Genomic DNA, 14,745 nt, shown 5'->3' with positions numbered 1-14,745 from the left:
CGCTATGTTGCACGGCCTGAGGGAGCGGCAACGCGGTACGTCCGCCGCTCCCTCGTACCGTACGACGTATGTCCGCAGGAGGACTGTTCCATGACTGACCGGCCGTTGACGCTCATGGCTGTGCACGCCCACCCCGACGACGAGGCCACCGGTACCGGCGGCGTCCTGGCGCGGTACGCGGCGGAGGGCGTCCGCACGGTCCTCGTGACCTGTACCGACGGCGCTTGCGGGGACGGGCCGGGAGGGGTGAAGCCGGGCGAGCCCGGCCACGATCCCGCGGCCGTCGCCGCGATGCGCCGCCGGGAGCTCGAGGCGAGCTGTGACGTACTGAAAATCAGCGATCTGGAGATGCTCGGCTACGCCGATTCCGGGATGATGGGGTGGGCCACCAACGACGCCCCCGGCTCCTTCTGGCGGACCCCCGTGGACGAGGCCGCCGCCCGGCTCGCCGCGCTCATGCGGCACTACCGCCCCGATGTCGTCGTCACCTACGACGAGAACGGCTTCTACGGTCACCCCGACCACATCCAGGCCCACCGCATCACCATGGCGGCGCTGGAGATGACCGAGCTGACGCCGAAGGTGTACTGGACGACGGTGCCGCGCTCGGGCATGGAGCGGTTCGGCGAGATCATGCGCGAGTTCGGCGAGGACGTACCGGAGCCGGACCCCGAGGAGGGGGCCGCGACGGTGGAGATCGGCCTGCCGGACGACGAGATCACGACCTGGGTGGACACCACCGCGTTCAGCGGCCAGAAGTTCGACGCCCTCGCCGCGCACGCCAGCCAGGGCGAGAACATCTTCTTCCTCAAGATGGGCAAGGAGAGGTTCGCCGAGCTGATGGGCATGGAGACGTTCCTCCGCGTCCAGGACCCCACCAACACGCCTATCCCCGAGAACGACCTGTTCGCCGGTCTGCGCTGAACGGCCTGATCCGGCCCGCGCCCGGGCCTCGCGGGGCCGTGGCCGTCAGCCGCGTGCCGACCGCTCGGCCAGGCGGCGGTGCAACTCCTTGACGCCCGGTACGAGTTCGTCGACCGGGCCCTCCACGGTCACGTGCGGCGCGACCTCCTTGATGGGCAGGGCGCGCACCGGTGCCTCCGGGCGGCCCCGTAGACGATGCGGCCGAGGCCGACCCATGCGTGGGCCGCCGCGCACATCGGGCAGTGCTCGCCGGAGGTGTAGACGGTGGCCGCGCGCCGCTCCTCCACGGACAGGTGCGCGGCCGCCCACCGGGCCGGCTCGAACTCGGGGTGGCGGGTGGAGTCACCGCCCGCGACCCGGTTGCGGTCCTCTGCGCGGACCGTGCCCGTGCCGTCCACGAGCACGGAGCCGAACGGTTCGTCCCCGGCGTCCAGCGCCTCGGCGGCCAGCTCCACGCAGCGGCGCAGGTGTGTCCACTCGCTCTCGTCCACCGGCGACGGCTCGACCCGTACGTGTGCTGGAGACACCTCGTCGCCTAGTCTTCGTGCTACGAGAACCTACGAGAACCACATGCCCACAGGTGAGGGGAGGCGACGGTGCTCGGACGGGGCACGCGTCTGTTCGCGATCGCCATGGCCGCCCTCTGCATCGTGCTGATCGGTCCGAGCGCGCCGAGCGGCGCGCTCATCGCCAAGCCGCTGCCCGCCGACGCCGCCCCGGGCATCGTGCCGAACCGGGTCCTGACATGGAACATCTGCAACCCCTGCGGGAGCGGGCAGAACATGGGCCGGGCGGCGGAGATCGCCACGTATGCGCCGCAGGTGTTCGGGTTGCAGGAGACGTGTGTCCGGGACGCCGAGAAGATCCGGGACTACCTGGAGGCGTTCTACGGCCTCGTCTACGAGATCGAGTACGGGTCGGTCCTGCGCAACTGGCACCGCTGCGGAGGTCTGCCGTGGCACGGCGGCGCGTACGGTCAGGCCATCCTGTCCGCGGCGCCGATGACCGACCGCGTGAACGTGGAGTACCCCGACGGCGGGACCGAGGACCGCGGGTACATGGCCGTCACGACGAAGGTGGGCGGCCGGTCCGTCCGCGTCTTCAACACGCACTTCGCCGAGCGCATGCAGCCGGAGGTCCGCGCGGGCCAGGCCCGGGTGCTCGCCGCCGCGGTCGCCCGCCACGAGCACGCGATCGTCCTGGGCGACTTCAACGCCGTGCCGGACGCCGCCGAGTTGGCCCCGATGTGGAAGCTGGCGAAGGACGCCGACCCGGCGTGCCGCCCGTACCCGGACGGCGGCGCGTGCGAGCCGACCACGGACTGGCAGAGCAAGTTCGACTACGTCTTCCTCCGGGGAATGGCTCCGCTCACCCACCAGGTCCGCCCGAGCCTGTACTCGGACCACCATCCTCTCCACGCGGACATCGACCCCGCGTGGTGAGCCGATCGCCGAGGCGGACTCGCCTCGGTCCGGCACGCAGGGCATCGGTAAGTACCGCCCGCCTCCCCCACCCCTGACTTCGCTTGCTACGCTTCGGCTGCCTTCCGTGGGGGAAGCCGGTGTGAGTCCGGCGCTGTCCCGCAACGGTGTGCGGGGCCTGTTCCCTTCGGGGTGCGGGCCGCGCGAGTCCGATCACCCATGGCAGGTGTGCGACCCGTCGACCGCTCGCCGTGGACTGCGAGCAGGGACCGCCGAAGCCCTCCCGGTTTCAGGTGCCCTGCGCGTGGTGCCCATGGCGCCAACCCGGAGGATGTGCGCCCGCTTTGCTCCGCACCGCCGCTGTCCCAGCCCCCGCGGGTGCCCCGCACACAGGCCGGACACACCTACCCACCGTCCCGCTGGTCATCGGGCTCGCGCTCGTACTGGTCGCCTCGCTGGCGTGCGGGGTCGCGCTCGGCGCGACCGGCATGGGCGCGCGGGAGGTCGTGCGGCTCATGTGGGCGGGGCTCAGCGGCGCGAGCCTCGGCAGTGAGGACGCGGGGGCCTACACCATCGTGTGGGAGATCCGCTTCCCGCGCGTCGTGCTCGCGGCCGTGGTCGGCGCGGGTCTCGCGGCGGTCGGCGTCGCGGTGCAGGCGCTGGTGCGCAACGCGCTCGCCGACCCGTTCGTGCTCGGCATCTCCTCGGGCGCCGCCGTCGGCGCCAACGCCGTCATCCTGTTCGGCGCGCTCGCGGGGCTCGGCGTCTGGGCGCTCTCCTTCTCCGCCTTCCTGTCCGCGCTCGCCGCGACTCTCCTCGTCTACGCGGTGGCGCGCTCGCCCCTCGGACTGAGCCCGCTGCGCCTCGTCCTCACCGGCACGGCTCTCGCCTACGGATTCCAGGCCGTCACGACCGTCATGGTCTTCGGCGCGGAGCGGGGCGAGGCGGCGCGCGCGGCGATGATGTGGCTGCTCGGCAGCCTGGGCGGAGCGACCTGGCCGAAGGTGCCGCTGGTCGCCGTCACCGTACTGGCGGGCTGGGTGTGGCTGAGGGTGCGGGCGGGCTCGCTGGATGCCCTCGCGATGGGCGACGAGACGTCGGCCGCGCTCGGCGTGCCGCCCGACCGGCTGCGGCGCGAACTCTTCGTCGTGACCGCCGCGGTGACGGGCACGGTGGTCGCCGTGAGCGGGGCGATCGGCTTCGTCGGCCTGATGGTGCCGCACCTGGTGCGCATGCTCGTCGGCGCCTCGCACACCCGCGTCCTCGCCGTCGCGCCGCTCGCCGGGGCCGTGCTGCTCGTGTGGGCCGATGTGTTGTCCCGGGTGGTGCTGGCGCCGACGGAACTGCCCGTGGGCGTGGTGACGGCCGCCCTCGGCGTACCCGCGTTCCTGCTGCTCATGCGGCGCGGCGGCCACGCGCTCGCCGGGCGCTGAGCCGGCCCGCGCGGAATCCCGTACCGAATCCGATGTGACGCAGGAGGAACACACGTGCAGCTCGACGTCGAAGGTGTGTCGGTGGAGGTGGCGGGCGCCCGGCTCGTCGACGAGGTCACCCTCGACGTGCCGGCCGGCACCTTCGTGGGGCTCGTCGGGCCCAACGGCAGCGGCAAGTCGACCCTGTTGCGCTGCGTCTACCGGGCGCGGCGGCCCGACTCCGGGTTCGTGCGGGTCGACAGCGAGGACGTGCACCGCATGGCGCCCCGGGCGGCGGCGCGGCTGCTCGCCGCGCTGCCGCAGGAGTCCGCCGCGGACTTCGACTTCACGGTCGCCGAGGTCGTCGCGATGGGCCGGCTGCCGCACCGCGACCGCACCGCCGCCCGCGACCGGGACATCTGCCGGAGCGCCCTGGAGGAGGCCGGGGTGGCACACCTCGCGACACGTGGCTTCCTGTCGCTGTCCGGCGGCGAGAAGCAACGTGTGCTGATCGCCCGCGCGCTCGCCCAGGAGCCGCGCGTCCTCGTCCTGGACGAGCCGACGAACCACCTCGACATCGCCCACCAGCTCGACGTGTTGCGCCGGGTCCGCAAGAGCGGCCCAACCGTCCTGGCGGCCCTGCACGACCTCAATCTGGCCGCCGCCCACTGCGATCTGCTGCACGTCCTGCACGGCGGCCGGGTCGTCGCCTCGGGCCCGCCGGACGAGGTCCTCTCCCCCGCGCTGCTCGCCGACGTGTTCGGCGTACGGGCGCACCGGGTCCGCCACCCGGAGACCGGCACCACCCAGTTCCTCTTCGATCCGCTGGCCCCATGACCCTGACCGCGTGAACTCCTGCCCCCGTGAACCCCTCACCCCCTTGGAAGGCCCCCGTGCGCAAGTCCGTGTCCACCGCCTCGCTCGGCCTCGCCGCCGCCCTCACCCTGACCGCCTGCGGCGCGGACGTCGCCTCCGAGTCGAAGAGCAGCACCTCGCAGGCGGTGACCGTCACCAACTGCGGCAAGAAGGTCACCTACGACAAGCGGCCCGAGCGGGTGGTGACCAACGACGTCGGCATCACCGAGCTGATGTTCGCCCTCGGCCTGGAGGACCGTATGGCCGGGTACGTCATGCCCGCCGACAAGGGCGCCACGGACGACCTCCCGTACAAGGACGCGTACGACAAGGTGAAGTGGCTCAGCAAGGACCGTGTCACCAAGGAGATCGTCCTCGACGCCCGCGCCGACCTCGTCTTCGCGGGCTGGAACTACGGGTTCAACGAGAACACGCTGACACCCGACGAGCTGCACACGGCAGGTGTCGACACGTATCTGCTCACGGAGTCCTGCCGCAACGCCGTCAGCGGCACCTCGCGCGGCATCATGCCGCCGCTCGACGCGCTCTACACGGACCTCGACAACCTGGGCCGGATCTTCGGCGTCGAGAAGCGCGCGCGGAAGCTCGTGAAGGAGTACAGGGCGAGGGTCGCCGCCGTACGGGCGAAGGCACCGAAGGGCGCGGACCGGCCCTCGGTCTTCCTCTACGACAGCGGCCAGGACCAGCCGTTCACCTCGGGCCGCTACGCCGCGCCGGAGCAGATCATCAGCGAGGCGGGCGGCGTCAACCTCATGCACGACCTGAAGGACTCATGGACGACGGTGGGCTGGGAGACCGTCGTGAAGCGGAACCCCGACGTCATCCTCATCAACGACTACGGCTCGACGAGCGCCGAACAGAAGAGGAAGTTCCTGCTCTCCTACCCGCCGCTGCGGAACGTCTCCGCGATCAAGCACAAGAGGATCCACACCCTGGACTACGCCGACCTCGTCGAGAGCCCACGCAACCCCTCGGCCGTCGAACGGCTCGGCGCACACCTGCGCGCGGACACCGACGGTTCCTGACCCGCGCCGCCCGGGACACCGGTGGAATCGCCGATGCCGACGCGCCACAGCGCCCCCGACACTGCGGTCGCAGCCCCTTGGGGACCCGCATCCACGGAGGCACCTCGTGCGCATACTCGCCCGGTCGTCCCGGCGGTCCGTCACCGCCACCGCGTTGGGGGCGCTGCTCTGCGGCGCCCTCCTCTCCACCCCCGCCGCCGCGTCGGCCGAGGCCGCGGGCCCGGCCGTCACGCTCCCGCCCGAAGGCAGCCACGGCTTCCCGTTCCTCGCTGCCGCCGAGGACCTCGGCTCCTTCGGCTACACGGAGCAGGAGTACTTCCTGTCCGGCACGGCCACCTCGTACGCCAAGTCCGGACTGTGGGGCTCGGACGGTCGCTGGAAGGTCCGCCCGTCCGGCACCGCCGCCTACAAGAGCCGGCTCCTCGTCCGCCGACCCACCGACCCGGCCAAGTTCAACGGCACGGTGGTCGTGGAGTGGCTCAACGTCAGCGGCCAGCTCGACCTCTCCCCCGACTACTGGTTCCAGCGCGACGAACTGCTGCGCAAGGGCTACGCCTGGGTCGGCGTCTCCGCGCAGGCCGTCGGCGTCAACGGCGGCCTCGGCCAGATCAAGGGCCTGAAGGGCTGGGACCCGGCCCGCTACGGCAGCCTCGTCCACCCCGGCGACGCCTTCGCCTACGACATCTTCTCCCAGGCGGGGCAGGCGCTGCGCGCCCCGGACGGCCCCGATCCGCTCGGCGGGCTCAAGGCCGACACCCTGCTCGCCGACGGTGAGTCCCAGTCGGCGGGCTTCATGACGACGTACGTCAACGCCGTCCATCCGGTGGCCGACGTCTACGACGGCTTCATGGTGCACAGCAACAGTGCGATCGCCGCGCCGATCAGCGGCGCGCTCGCCGACACCCTGCTGATGCCGAACCCGTCGAGGATCAGGACGGACCTGTCGGAACCGACGTTCGTCGTGCTCACCGAGACCGACGTGCCCGGCGCCGCGGTCGCACGGCAGCCCGACACCGACAGCGTCGTGCACTGGGAGCTGGCCGGCACCGCCCACGGTGACCAGTGGGCCTACGACCTCGGCGAACCGACCGTTCAGAAGTCCGCGGGCGCGGCGGCGCCGTCAGCCGACTGCGCCCCCGGTTCGGCCCCCTTCAACGACGGGCCCGGCCACTGGTCGATGAACGCGGCGCTGCGCCACCTGACCGCCTGGGCGCGCGGCGGCCAACGGCCGCCGAGCGCCCCGTACGTGAGCACCGTCCTGCGCGACCCGGCGACCGGCCTGGCCTCCGGCGGGGTCCGGCTCCCCGACGTCACCGTGCCCACCCGTACGCTCACCGGTGCGCGCGACACGACGGACAGCGGCCCCTTCTGCGGCCTGTACGGGGCCCGCGACCCGTGGAACGGCGACGCCGACCCCTGGGACCGGCACGACGACGGCGACCCGTCCGACCCGCGCTTCCCGGCCACACCCGAACCGATCCTCGGCCGCCTCTACCCGACGCACGACGCGTACGTGTCCAAGGTCCGCGCGGCCGCGCAGGAGTCGGTCGACGCCGGGTACCTGCTGCCCGAGGACGCGACGGCGATCGTCACCGCCGCTCAGGACTCGGACATCGGCGGCTGACCCGATCGACGTCCGACGCGGAGGCGGCGTCGTAGCGCACCATCAGCCGGTCCAGGCCGCGCGCCCGCAGCGAGCGGCGCCACGGGGCGGGGTCCTCGGTGTCCGCGTCGAGTTCGAGCCGGGGAAAGCGTTCGAGCAGGGCGCGGAGCGCGATCTCCGTCTCGGCGCGGGCCAGCGGGGCGCCGAGGCAGTAGTGGATGCCGTGCCCGAGAGCGAGGTGTCCGGCCGTGTCGCGTGCGAGGTCCAGGCGGTCGGGGTCGGGGAACCGGTCGGGGTCACGGTCGGCGGCCGCCAATGACAGCAGTACGGTCTCGCCCGCCTTCACCGGCACGCCGCCGATCTCCATGTCCTCCGTGGGGAAGCGGCGGATCGCGAGCAGGGCGGGCCCCTCGTAGCGGGCCACCTCCTCCACGGCGGCCGGAATCCTGGTCGAGTCGGCACGCAGCTCGTCCAGTTGGTCGGGGTGCCGAAGGAGTGCGAGGACTGCGTTGCCGATGAGCTGCACGGTGTTCTCGAACCCGGCGACCAGGATCAGGAAGGCGAGGCTCAGCAGTTCGTCCTCGGACAGCCGGCCGTCCTCCGCGTCGTGGACCGCGATCAGATCGGACAGCAGGTCGTCCTTCGGCTCGCGCCGCTTGTGCTCGATCAGCTCGACGAAGTAGGCCAGCATGGCCCCGACCGCCTTCGCACCGTCCTGCGGCCGGTCCGGGTCCGGCACGAGCAGTGCCTGCGCCCACCCGCGGAAGTCCCCGCGCCGGTCGGGCGCGACGCCGAGCAGCTCGCAGATCACGGAGATGGGCAGCGGGGCGGCATAGGCGGCGATCAGGTCCGTGCTGCCCTGCTGTCCGAGCGCGTCGAGGAGCTGGTCCGCCAGCGCCCGGACCGGTGCGCGGAGCCGCTCCACCCGGCCCGGGGTGAACGCCTTGCCGACCAGGCGGCGGATGCGGGTGTGGTCGGGCGGGTCCATGTTCAGCAGGTTGGCGTCGAGCGCGGGCGGCAGGCGCGAGCCGTGGTAGTTGCCCGGGAGCGCGTTCTTCTTGTCCAGCGACAGACGCGGATCGGCGAGCCCGGCCCGCACGTCCTCGTAGCGTGTGACGATCCAGGCCGGCTGCCCGTCGGTGCCCTTGATCCGGTGCACCGGCGACGCGGTCCGCAGCGTCGCGTAGGTGCCGTACGGGTCGGTGATCAGGTCGTCAGCGAGGTCCATGCAATCACCCTAGGCGCTCCACGGGTGGGAGCGCCCGCCACCCCGGCCGTTCGCAACGAACCTGCGGCGAACGCAAGTTGACGCGCTCCCAGCACCACCGGAAATGGTCTATGACCGGAGAGAAACATGCCCTTCGAAACCCTGCACATCCCCATCCCCGACGGCCACGCCGACGCCTTCGCTGTCTGTCCCAGTGGGAACGAGCGTCGTCCTGGTGTGCTGATGTATCCGGACGGCTTCGGCATCCGGCCCGTTCTTCGGGACCTGGCCGGTGAGCTGGCCGGGCACGGGTACTACGTACTCGTCCCCAATGTCTTCTACCGGCACGGCCCGGCCCCGGTCGGCGAGCTCCCCGCGCACATCGGGGAGGACGCCCGTCCGCACGTCATGGCCCGGATCATGCCCCTGATCGCGGCGCACAGCCGTGAACGCGCTGTGCGCGACGCCGCCGCCTACCTGGACTTCCTGACCGCACGGCCCGAGGTCGCCCCGGGCCCGGTCGCCGTGACGGGTTACTGCTTCGGTGGTCTCCTGGCGGTGCGGACCGCCGCCGCGCATGCCGAACGGGTGGCCGCCGTCGCCGCGTTCCACGCCCCCGTGCTCGCCGACGGGCCCGAACTCTTCGCCCACCTCAAGGCCCGGGCGCACTTCGGCCACGCGGAGGGCGACCTCACACCCGAGGCGCTCGCCGGGCTCAATCACACGTTGGACGCGGCGGGCGTCGAGCACACCTCCGAGATCTACCCCGGCACCGTCCACGGTTTCACGATGTCCGACACCGACGCCTTCGACGCCTCCGGTCTGCGGCGCCACTGGGAGCGGCTGCTGCCCCTGCTCAGCAGGAGCTTCACAGAGAAGTGAGCCAGGTGGTGAGGAGCCGGTTGACCTCGTCGGGGCGTTCCTGCTGGATCCAGTGGCCGCATCCGTCCAGGATGTGGGAGGAGACCAGGCCGGGCAGGGTGGTGGGGTAGGCGTCGATCGCGTCGGCCATCCAGGTCGTGGAGGCGTCGAGGGCGCCGCCGATGAACAGGGACGGCTGTTCGAGAGGGGCGCCCGCGTAGGGGGCGAGGTCCTCCCAGTCGCGGTCCATGGAGCGGTAGCGGTTGAGCGCGCCGGTCAGGCCGGTGCGCTCGAACTCCCCGGCGTAGACGTCGAGTTCTTCCTCGCTCAGCCAGGCGGGCAGCCGTCCGGTCGGGAAGCGGTCGCGCAGCCGCCCGCCGTCCCGGTCCACGAAGTGCGGGTCGGGCTCGTCCGGGCCCGGCATGGTGTCGGCCGACAGTGCCGCGTAGAAACCGGCGAGCCAGCCCCGTACGTCGGGCTCGATCTCCGCCTCGGCGCGGCCCGGCTCCTGGAAGTAGGAGACGTAGAACTCCTGGTCCCCGCCCATCCGCCCGAAGACCTCCGTGGGGCGCGGGCCGCCCGGGGGCGCGTAGGGGACGCTCAACAGCCCGACCGCATGGAAGAGTTCGGGGTGGAGCAGCGCGGAGGTCGCCGCGATGGTGGCGCCCCAGTCGTGCCCGACGATCACCGCCGAGTCGGCACCGAGGGCGCGCACCACGGCGACGTTGTCCTCCACGAGGTCGAGCATCCGGTAGGCGTGCGGCGCCGTCGGCTTCGAGGAGCGGCCGTAGCCGCGTACGTCGATCGCCACGGCCCGGTACCCCGCGGCGGCGAGCGCCGGGAGCTGCCGCCGCCAGGAGTACCAGGACTCGGGGAAGCCGTGCACGAGGAGCACCAGCGGTCCGCTGCCCTGCTCGACCAGGTGCAGGCGTCCGGCGGGGGCCTCGACGGTGCGGTGGTGGAGGTCGGTGGACGGCGTGCGCGGCGACATGGTCTCTCCTCGGCTCACTACGGCGGGGCTGGCTGTGTGCCGATCATGCGGCGGGCTCGGCGTCTTCCGCGAGGGGACTTGCCGGACCGGCAAAAGCGGCCCCTGCCTCAGCGGCGGTACGCCGTCGTCGCCATGGCCACGAAGGAGCGGATCAGCGGGTTGGGGTCGTTCTCGTTCCACGCCGCCACGACCCGGCTCGGCTCCATGTCCACGAGGGGTACGAGGGTGAACTCCGCGGGCAGGTCGTGGCCGAGCGGGGCCAGGCCGACCGTGCCGTTCCAGAGGACGGCCTGGAGGCATTCCTGGACGGCGCGGACGACGGGGCCCTCGCGGGGGCTGCCCGCGTTCCAGTACGACTGCCAGACGGGGTCGGTGTCCTTCGGGAACTGGAACCAGCGGCGGTCGCGCAGTTCGGCCACGCGCAACGAGGTGCGGCGGGCCAGCGGGTCGTCGGCGCGCAGGACCACCCCGACGGGGTCCGCGCGCAGGGCCCGTACCGTCAGGGCGGTTTCGTCGAACGGGGCCCTGGTCAGGGCGACGTCGACCAGGTGGGCGCGGAGCCCGCAGGTCGGGTCGGTGAGGTCGGCGTCGCGGATGCGGATGTCGACACCGGGGTGCTCGCGCCGGAAGGCCGCGGCCAGCCTGGACACGCCCGGGTCGGTGGTGTCGCCCAGGATGCCGACGGTGAGGGCCGAGGCACCGGCCGCCGCGTTCACCCGTACGCGGACGCGTTCGGCGTGGTCGAGCAGGGCCCGCGCCTCGTCCGCGAGGACCGCGCCGACCGGGGTGAGGGTGACGCCCGTGGGAGAACGGACGAAGAGCGGGGCCCCGACCTCCGCCTCGAGCTGCTTGACCGCCCGGCTCAGCGGCGGCTGGCTCATGTGCAGCCGGTGGGCGGCCCGCCCGAAGTGGAGTTCTTCCGCGACGGCGAGGAAGTAGCGCAGGGTCCGTAGCTCCACGCTGGAACGATACCCATCCGGTATCGGCTCGGCCAGACCGGTCTTGGACAGTGGCCGTGGCCCCGCGCTGAACTCGTGGACATGACCGAAGAACACGTACAGGGCGACCGAACGACCGTGGGGCACGGGCAGGCAGGCAGTGTGTCCGTCGTCCGGCCCGGCGACGGCGAGATGCTCGTCCTGGGCGCCACCCGCATGCGCATCCTCGAGGACGGCAGCCGCACCGGGCACCGGCTGGCGATCGCCGAGTCCGTCCTTGCCCCGCACGCCGAGGGGCCGCCGCAGCACCGTCACGCCCGTCACGACGAGGGCTTCTACATCCTGTCCGGCACCGTGCGGTTCACCGTCGGCGACGAGGACCACGACGCCGGCGCGGGCACGCTCGTGATGGTGCCGCCGGGCGTCCCGCACACCTTCGCCAACCCGGCGGACGAACCCGCCGTCATGCTGAGCACCTTTACCCCCGACCTGTACGTGCAGTACTTCCGGGATCTCCAGGACGTACTTGCCGACGGGCGGCCACTGACACCCAGGGACAACGTGGAGGCGATGAGCCGCTACGCGACCGAGCCCGCGACCGCACACTCCTGAACCGCGCACTCCTGAACGGACACCATGAACATCGTCTACTGGCTCCTCGCGGCGCCGCTCGCCCTGGTCCACCTCTACGGAGGCGCTCTGAAAGCGGTCCGCAGCCGCGACCGGCTCCGGCCGATGATGGCCTGGGTCGACCGCGTTCCGCTGCCCGCGCTCAGAGCCCTCGGCGTCGTCGAGATCCTCGGCGCCGCCGGCCTGGTCCTGCCGCCGCTGACGGACATCGCGCCCGCCCTGGCCGTGGCCGCTGCCGCCGGGTTCGTCGTCCTCCAGGTGGGCGCCGTCGCCGTCCATCTGACGGGCGGGGACCGGCGGATCGCGTTCAACCTGGGGCTGCTCGCCCTCGCGGCCGTCACCGTCTGGCCGGCCGCCGCGCGCTGAGGGGCGGCGGGCGGGTCACCCGTAGAGGGAAGTGGCTCCCGGGCTGCCGTCCTCGAAGCGCTGGCCCGCGGCGATCTCCTCGCCCACCACCGACCAGACCGTCTCGTCGTCCTGGAACGGGAGCGGGTCGACGTCGGTGATCTCCTCGGTGATCCGCTCCACCTCGCCCTCCAGGCGCTCGAAGTCGGCGTCCTCGTCGTCCTCGTCGCCGCTGAAGGCGAACGCGTCGAGCAGGCGCTGGAAGCGGGCGGTGACCTGGACGAGCGAGGAGACGTCGGTGTGCAGGGCCCGCGCCGTCTCCTCGTCGGCGTCGAAGGCGTGCACCTCGCCCGAGGCGGGGTCGAGGGCGAGGTGGGCGTTGAGCAGCCAGCCGATGACGGGCCACTCCCCCGCGCCCCGCGGTACGTCCTCGAAGTCGTCGAGCTCGACGATGTCCTGGACGAGGGGCAGCGCGCCGGAGTCCTCGTCGGGCTCGCGCAGCAGGAGCGTCCCGGTGGGGGCGCCGACGGTCTGCAGAAGTCGGGCCCCCTCGGTGTCCGCGGCCGCGGGCGGGAAGGCGGTGGCGGGCAGGGTCGCGAGGCGGTCCTCGCCGAAGATGTCGGCGAGTTCGCTGCGGGTGACGTCGAAAAGCACTGCGGGAACTTTCGGACTCGGCGGCGCTCGCGCGCCGGCTGCGTGCCTTCAGGGCTTACGGGCTGCTACGGGACGAACTTGTTCTGCGAAGGCGAAAGGTTCATCACCGTATCAGTGCGTCCGCCGTCGACGCCGTGCTTGTCCCACTGCTCGTGCAGCCACTTGACGTACGCCTTGTGCTCGCGGTCCCTCTTGTGCCCGCTGAGGTCCTTGCCGGAGTCGTCCTTCTCCGACTGGTCGTACTTCTGGCTGTGCGTGACCTTGAGGTCCTCGGGGAACTCCTGCGCGAGATATCGGTCGCACTTGGGGTTCTTCTGGCACGGCTCGCGCTCCGTGTACAGCTCGCTCACATGTTTCTCGTGCTCCTTCTTGACGAGCGGGTGCCCGATGGAGCGTTCCGAGTGCGACCTGCCGCTGGCGCCGACCAGGATGAACTTCCGGCCCTTGCCGTCGTCGTACAGCGCCGAGGCGTAGTTGCCGCCGGGGATGTACTTGGTGTTGGGGTCCTGCCGGTTGGCGTACCGGCCGAGCTGGCTGGCGCGGGCCAGGTCGGTGGAGCCGGGCGCCACCTTCGTCGAGCTGACCTTCTTGTCCTTGTTGTCCTTGTTCTTGTTCGAGCGCTGCTTCTCTTTGTTGTTCCACGGGTACCAGGCCTTGTCGCCCAGTACGTCGTGCACGCCGGAGGTGTCGTTGGTGCGGACCGGGCTGGTCGTGCCGTCGTGGTGGAGCTGGCGGATCGAACCGTCGTCGCTGAGCAGGTACATGGGGGTGTCGCCGTCGCGCTTGACCCTCTTGACGTCGACCCGCTCGGTCTCGTCGCCGACGTCGCGGTCCTTGCGCTTCTGGTGCCGGGAGGCGGCCTTCACGCGGTCCGGGACGGTGTCGGTGACGTGCTTGGTCACCTTCAGCGACGCCTTCTCCAGACCGTCGATCGCCCCTTCCAGGATGGCGTCGAAGGAGGAGGTCATCGCGTCCTTGCCCTTGGTCTTGCCGAAGGCACTCCGCGACTTGCCGAGGTGGACCCCGGACTGGCTGCCCATGTCGCTGCCGTGCCGGGAGACCTTGCCCGCGCCGTCCTCGAACTCGAGGTGGTCGATGACCGTCCTCTTGCCCGCGCCGCCGGAGCCGGAGCCGCCGGCCTCGTCGCCCGCGGAGGCCAGGTGCATGCCGCCCGGGTTGTCCCCGGGGTTGAAGGCGCCCTCGGCCAGATCGAGCGTCATGTCCGAGACGAGTTCGGCGAGTTTGCCGGTGACGGGCTCGGTGACCTTGCTGATCAGCGCGTCGACGATCTGGTCGACGGCCTCGTCGATGAGCCGCTTCACCACCGTGCGCATCAGGGCGATCTCACCGGCGGCGGCCGCGGCGGAGAGCCCCAAGGTGAAGGGGGCGGCGGCGAGTTCGGCGACGATGGTGCCCGCGAGGACGCCGAGTTCGACGCCCGCCTTCACCTTCAGACCGCGGATGATCTCGCCGACCCCGTCGCAGGCGGTCGCGAACAGCCGCGCCACCTCGGGGATCTTGTCCAGGTGCCCGGCCTTCACATGCGACCAGTGCTTCTGCATGGACTCGACGGCCCAGCCCTCGGACGAGGACAGGATGCGGTTGACCGCCTTGTCCGCGTCACCGCCGTGGCCCTCGAACTTCTCGGCGAAGTCCCGCAGGGACGTCGCCATCTCGAAGTAGTCGTCCTCGTCGACGTTGGGCCAGCTCACCCCGATGAGATCCAGCGCCTCATCAATGACGCTCGGCAGTACCAGACCCATACGCGCGCGCTCCGCTCACCCACACCTGCTGCGACACCTGCCCCCTCAGGTTATCGGTGTCGGTTGTCAGGTGCACAAGGGAGCCCCGCCGCACA

At 71.7% G+C, this 14,745-nt stretch carries 14 protein-coding genes, 1 pseudogene and 1 riboswitch; of the genes and pseudogenes, 9 read left to right on the top strand and 6 right to left on the bottom strand.

Annotation, left to right across the window (positions count from 1 at the left end):
* The first annotated feature begins 90 nt into the window (after positions 1-90).
* Positions 91-924 carry a PIG-L family deacetylase gene (locus ABZ877_RS01520; protein WP_361062407.1) on the top strand — a complete coding sequence of 278 codons (834 nt, stop codon included), beginning with the start codon at positions 91-93 and terminating at the stop codon, positions 922-924.
* A 45-nt stretch (positions 925-969) separates the two neighbouring features.
* Here ABZ877_RS01520 and ABZ877_RS01515 read toward each other — a convergent pair.
* Positions 970-1,415: pseudogene (locus ABZ877_RS01515) on the bottom strand (nucleoside deaminase).
* A gap of 141 nt (positions 1,416-1,556) precedes the next feature.
* On the opposite strand from ABZ877_RS01515, the gene ABZ877_RS01510 reads away from it, so the two are divergent.
* The 5 genes from ABZ877_RS01510 to ABZ877_RS01490 all read left to right on the top strand — a co-directional run bounded on the left by ABZ877_RS01510 (position 1,557) and on the right by ABZ877_RS01490 (position 7,282).
* On the top strand, positions 1,557-2,366 hold the full coding sequence (locus ABZ877_RS01510; protein ID WP_361062885.1) for an endonuclease/exonuclease/phosphatase family protein: 810 nt from the start codon (positions 1,557-1,559) through the stop codon (positions 2,364-2,366).
* Positions 2,367-2,475: 109 nt separating this feature from the next.
* Positions 2,476-2,564, top strand: a riboswitch (cobalamin riboswitch).
* A gap of 206 nt (positions 2,565-2,770) precedes the next feature.
* Positions 2,771-3,778 carry an iron ABC transporter permease gene (locus tag ABZ877_RS01505; protein ID WP_361062883.1) on the top strand — a complete coding sequence of 336 codons (1,008 nt, stop codon included), beginning with the start codon at positions 2,771-2,773 and terminating at the stop codon, positions 3,776-3,778.
* A gap of 54 nt (positions 3,779-3,832) precedes the next feature.
* Positions 3,833-4,594, top strand: a complete 762-nt coding sequence (locus ABZ877_RS01500) for an ABC transporter ATP-binding protein (protein ID WP_361062404.1) — start codon at positions 3,833-3,835, stop codon at positions 4,592-4,594.
* 56 nt (positions 4,595-4,650) lie between these two features.
* A complete protein-coding gene (locus ABZ877_RS01495; protein WP_361062401.1) occupies positions 4,651-5,658 on the top strand; it encodes an ABC transporter substrate-binding protein in 1,008 nt (335 codons plus the stop codon).
* Between the two features lie 106 nt (positions 5,659-5,764).
* Positions 5,765-7,282, top strand: a complete 1,518-nt coding sequence (locus tag ABZ877_RS01490; RefSeq protein ID WP_361062398.1) for an alpha/beta hydrolase domain-containing protein — start codon at positions 5,765-5,767, stop codon at positions 7,280-7,282.
* Here the strand turns inward: ABZ877_RS01490 and ABZ877_RS01485 are convergent.
* Complete coding sequence (locus ABZ877_RS01485) at positions 7,248-8,489, bottom strand: cytochrome P450 (protein WP_361062395.1); 1,242 nt, start codon at positions 8,487-8,489, stop codon at positions 7,248-7,250. The genes ABZ877_RS01490 and ABZ877_RS01485 overlap by 35 nt on opposite strands.
* A gap of 126 nt (positions 8,490-8,615) precedes the next feature.
* Here ABZ877_RS01485 and ABZ877_RS01480 point away from each other — a divergent pair, with 126 nt between their 5' ends.
* A complete protein-coding gene (locus ABZ877_RS01480) occupies positions 8,616-9,350 on the top strand; it encodes a dienelactone hydrolase family protein (protein ID WP_361062393.1) in 735 nt (244 codons plus the stop codon).
* On the opposite strand, the gene ABZ877_RS01475 is transcribed toward ABZ877_RS01480, so the two are convergent.
* Together ABZ877_RS01475 and ABZ877_RS01470 are read right to left on the bottom strand one after the other, a co-directional pair.
* On the bottom strand, positions 9,337-10,320 hold the full coding sequence (locus ABZ877_RS01475) for an alpha/beta hydrolase (RefSeq protein WP_361062390.1): 984 nt from the start codon (positions 10,318-10,320) through the stop codon (positions 9,337-9,339). The genes ABZ877_RS01480 and ABZ877_RS01475 overlap by 14 nt on opposite strands.
* 107 nt (positions 10,321-10,427) lie before the next feature.
* Positions 10,428-11,279 (bottom strand): LysR substrate-binding domain-containing protein, encoded by an 852-nt coding sequence (locus ABZ877_RS01470; RefSeq protein WP_361062387.1) that lies wholly within the window; start codon positions 11,277-11,279, stop codon positions 10,428-10,430.
* Between the two features lie 81 nt (positions 11,280-11,360).
* Here ABZ877_RS01470 and ABZ877_RS01465 point away from each other — a divergent pair, with 81 nt between their 5' ends.
* Both ABZ877_RS01465 and ABZ877_RS01460 read left to right on the top strand, forming a co-directional pair.
* The gene (locus ABZ877_RS01465) at positions 11,361-11,870 is read left to right on the top strand and encodes a cupin domain-containing protein (protein WP_361062384.1); all 510 of its coding nucleotides are present in this window, start codon (positions 11,361-11,363) and stop codon (positions 11,868-11,870) included.
* Positions 11,871-11,894: 24 nt separating this feature from the next.
* Positions 11,895-12,254 carry a DoxX family protein gene (locus tag ABZ877_RS01460; RefSeq protein ID WP_361062381.1) on the top strand — a complete coding sequence of 120 codons (360 nt, stop codon included), beginning with the start codon at positions 11,895-11,897 and terminating at the stop codon, positions 12,252-12,254.
* Between the two features lie 15 nt (positions 12,255-12,269).
* On the opposite strand, the gene ABZ877_RS01455 is transcribed toward ABZ877_RS01460, so the two are convergent.
* The gene (locus ABZ877_RS01455; RefSeq protein WP_361062378.1) at positions 12,270-12,887 is read right to left on the bottom strand and encodes an SUKH-4 family immunity protein; all 618 of its coding nucleotides are present in this window, start codon (positions 12,885-12,887) and stop codon (positions 12,270-12,272) included.
* Positions 12,888-12,952: 65 nt separating this feature from the next.
* Positions 12,953-14,650 (bottom strand): nucleic acid/nucleotide deaminase domain-containing protein, encoded by a 1,698-nt coding sequence (locus ABZ877_RS01450; RefSeq protein WP_361062375.1) that lies wholly within the window; start codon positions 14,648-14,650, stop codon positions 12,953-12,955.
* Positions 14,651-14,745 lie beyond the last annotated feature (95 nt).

It is taken from the genome of Streptomyces sp. NPDC046939, assembly GCF_040644575.1.
Classification (GTDB): Bacteria; Actinomycetota; Actinomycetes; order Streptomycetales; family Streptomycetaceae; genus Streptomyces.
The sequence above is the reverse complement of the archived record's forward strand: the minus strand, read 5'-3'. Positions and strand labels throughout refer to the sequence as shown.